The following is a 3,128-nucleotide window of genomic DNA, read 5'->3' on the forward strand; positions in this document are numbered from 1 at the left end:
GCCGGGTGGCGGGCGGGTCGTGCCGGGTGGCGGGCGGGTCGTGCAGGGTGAGGGCGTCGACCCGGTTCTCGTCGATGACCGGCTCCGGCGGGCGGACCGGCTTGGGCATGACGGCGGCCTCGGAGTGCGCGCCGCAGCCGTAGGCGAGGGAGACCACCCGCCCGTCGGCCGGGGAGTACTCGTTGGCGCACACGCCGAATGCCTGCCGCAGCGAACCGGTCAGCGGGACCAGGAAGCCGCAGCTCATGCAGGAGGCGGGGGCGGACTGGGCCATCGGCGCGTTCGGCCCGTACTCGTCCTCCCAGCGGTCGGCGGCGTTGTGCAGCCCGAAGCGGGACAGGACGCGGGGCCGGCCCATGCCCAGTTCCTCGGCGACCGCGCCCAGCCGGGCCGGCCGGGGCAGTGGCGGCTCCTCGTCGGCGAGCGGCGAGTTGGGCGGCGGCGTGTCCGCGCCGGAGAACCCGGGCTCCAGCCGCAGGTCGTCGGCGTCGGCGGGCAGCAGGTCACCCGGGCCCATGTCGCCGGGCCGCAGCCGCTCGCTCCACGGCAGCCACTGCGGGGCGAGCAGCGCGTCGGAGCCGGGCAGCAGCACCGTCTCGTCCACGGTGACCAGCTTGGCGCGGGAGGCCCGGGCCACGGTGACCGCCCAGTGCCAGCCCCGGTAGCCGGGCTCCCGGCACTCGAAGAGGTGGGTCACGACCCGGTCGCCGTCGGCGACCGTGCCCAGGTGCTCGCCGACCGGGCGCGGGTGGGCGGCCTCGACCGCCGCCTCCCGAGCCAGCTCGACTGCCTCGGCGCACAGCCGGTCAGGGGTACGGCTTCGCATCGCAGCACTCACAAGAATCGTTTTCTCCTACGCCGTGTCGCGGGGGTGCACCGCCGCGGGGCCCGGCCTGCCGAGGGGACCGGGGACGGAGCGGACCGACGGGCCGCTGCGACGTCCGCATCCACGGCGTAATGGACCGTACGGGGCGCACTGCGCTCCCACGCTACCCCACCATCGGTCCGCTGCGTCCGGGCCGGTCCGGTGGGGCTTCCGGGTAACCGCGGTTCGCTGGGGCAGACTGAACCAGGTGGGTGCTACCAGGTTGACGGAACGGGAACCCGGCCGAAGGCGGAACGTCATGCGGGGGGTGGGCCATGCCGTGCGGCGTCCGCCCACCGCGCTGGCCCGCCGCATCCGTCGTGCGACGCACGCCCAGGGCGCCGGGGAGACGGGGCTGGGACGGCTGATCGAACTGCACGCGGTCAACTCCGCGGGCGACATGATGATCACCGTGGCGCTGGCCTCCACCGTCTTCTTCGCGGTACCGACCGATGAGGCGCGTGGGCGCGTGGCCCTGTACCTGGCGGTGACGCTGGCGCCGTTCGCGCTGCTGGCGCCGATCATCGGCCCGCTGCTCGACCGGATCCCGCACGGGCGGCGGGCGGCGATGGCCGGGGCGATGCTGGCCCGGGCCCTGCTGGCGCTCGCCCTGTCCGGGGCGGTGGCCGGCGGCGGGCTGGAGCTGTACCCGGCGGCGCTCGGTGTGCTGGTGGCCTCCAAGGCGTACAACATCGTGCGGTCCGCGGTGGTGCCGCGACTGCTGCCGCAGCGCATCTCCCTGGTGAAGGCGAACTCCCGGGTGACGCTCGCCGGTCTGCTGGCCACCGGCGCCGCCGCGCCCCTCGCTGCCGGGCTGCATCAACTCGGGCCGGAGTGGCCGCTGTACGGCGCGTTCGTCGTCTTCGTCATCGGCACCTTCCTGTCGTTCAGCCTGTCCCACGACGTCGACTCGGCGAAGGGCGAGCGCAAGGCGCGGCTGGCGGCCCGAGCGGGCGAGCCGGAGCCCTGGGTGGCGCGGCACGCCCCCGGGCACGACCGCCGGGTGCGGCGGCCCGGCCTGCGCACGGTCGGCTCGTCCGTGCTGAACGCGCTGCTGGCGAACTCCTCCATCCGGGCCCTGTCCGGCTTCCTGACGTTCTTTCTCGCCTTCATGCTGCGCGAGCATCCCTTCGCGGGCATGAGTGCCGCCTACTCGCTGGGCATGGTGGTGATCGCGGCCGGCGCGGGCAACGCCCTGGGCACGGCCACGGGTGCCTGGCTGAAGGCCCGCGGACCGGAGCTGATCATCGCCGTCGTGCTGGGGCTGGCGCTGACCGCCGCCGTCGCCGCGGCCGTGTCGTACAGCGTGGTGACCGTGACGGCGGTCGCCGCGGTGGCCGGCATCTGCCAGGCGCTGGCGAAACTGTCGCTGGACGCGCTGATCCAGCGCGACGTGCCCGAGGACGTGCGCACCTCGGCGTTCGCGCGCTCGGAGACCGTGATGCAGATGTCGTGGGTGGTCGGCGGCGCCGTCGGCATCAGCCTGCCGCTGCTCGGCACGCTGGGCATGGCGGTCGGCGCGGGCATCCTGCTGACCGGCGCGATCACCACCGTGCGGGGTCTCCTGGTGTCCGCCCGGCGCGGCACGCCGCACCCCCGCGTCGCCTGACGGACGCGGAGCGATAGCCTGCGTGCATGACCAGCATGCTCTCCGGAGGCCGGGGCCGCCGCGCCGCCCGCACCGCCATCGCCGCGGGCGCCGTCTCACTCGGGCTCATCGCCCTGTCCGCCTGCGAGAAGCCGACGCCGCGGGTCACCGCGGTGGCGGGTTCGACGTCGGTGTCGACCGAGGCGGCCTGCTACGACGACGGCAAGAACATCAGCGAGCAGCGGGCGACGTCCTGCGCCGAGCGGAAGCCGACGGAGACCCTGACGGTCGGCGAGGGCGACATGCTGCGCCTCGGTGTCGAGCCGGAGATCGCCGAGACCGGCTGGGTGCTGTTCCTCAACGGCCAGCAGGCGATCAGCGAGCCCATCACGGGCACCTACCGCAGCTTCCAGAGCGACGCGTTCTTCCAGCAGCAGAGCCCGATGGGCGGCCCGGGTGAGAAGGCGTCGTCGGTGAACGTGAGCATCGCCGAGTTCGACGGCAAGAACTACAAGGGCGTCTGGAACATCAAGCTGAAGAGCGGCAGCTAGGCCCCGCTGCGGTGCGCACCCTGGTCGTCACGGCGGTCCCGCCCGAGCGGGACGCGGTGCTGCGGGGTGCCGCCGCGGCCACGGGCCCGGCCGCTCCGCCGTTGTCGGAGACCCTGACGGTGCT

Annotated in this window: 3 protein-coding genes; 2 read left to right on the plus strand and 1 reads right to left on the minus strand. The window is 74.4% G+C overall.

The features are described from left to right. Nucleotides 1-826: DUF3027 domain-containing protein (locus ACYVE9_RS20625; RefSeq protein ID WP_461029373.1), on the minus strand; the 826-nt coding region annotated here is incomplete at its 3' end. A gap of 298 nt (nucleotides 827-1,124) precedes the next feature. On the opposite strand from ACYVE9_RS20625, the gene ACYVE9_RS20630 reads away from it, so the two are divergent. Together ACYVE9_RS20630 and ACYVE9_RS20635 are read left to right on the plus strand one after the other, a co-directional pair. After that, entirely contained in the window at nucleotides 1,125-2,474 is a 1,350-nt protein-coding gene (locus tag ACYVE9_RS20630; protein ID WP_461029374.1) for an MFS transporter, read from the plus strand. A 26-nt stretch (nucleotides 2,475-2,500) separates the two neighbouring features. Continuing rightward, on the plus strand, nucleotides 2,501-3,004 hold the full coding sequence (locus ACYVE9_RS20635; protein ID WP_461029375.1) for a DUF2771 domain-containing protein: 504 nt from the start codon (nucleotides 2,501-2,503) through the stop codon (nucleotides 3,002-3,004). The last annotated feature ends 124 nt before the right edge of the window (nucleotides 3,005-3,128 follow it).

The organism is Streptomyces sparsus (assembly GCF_054776295.1).

What these genes read in the sequence shown, in the direction of transcription:
- ACYVE9_RS20630 (WP_461029374.1), top strand. Translation starts at nt 1,125, where the DNA reads ATGCGGGGGGTGGGCCATGCCGTGCGGCGTCCGCCCACCGCGCTGGCC.
- ACYVE9_RS20635 (WP_461029375.1), top strand. Translation starts at nt 2,501, where the DNA reads ATGACCAGCATGCTCTCCGGAGGCCGGGGCCGCCGCGCCGCCCGCACC.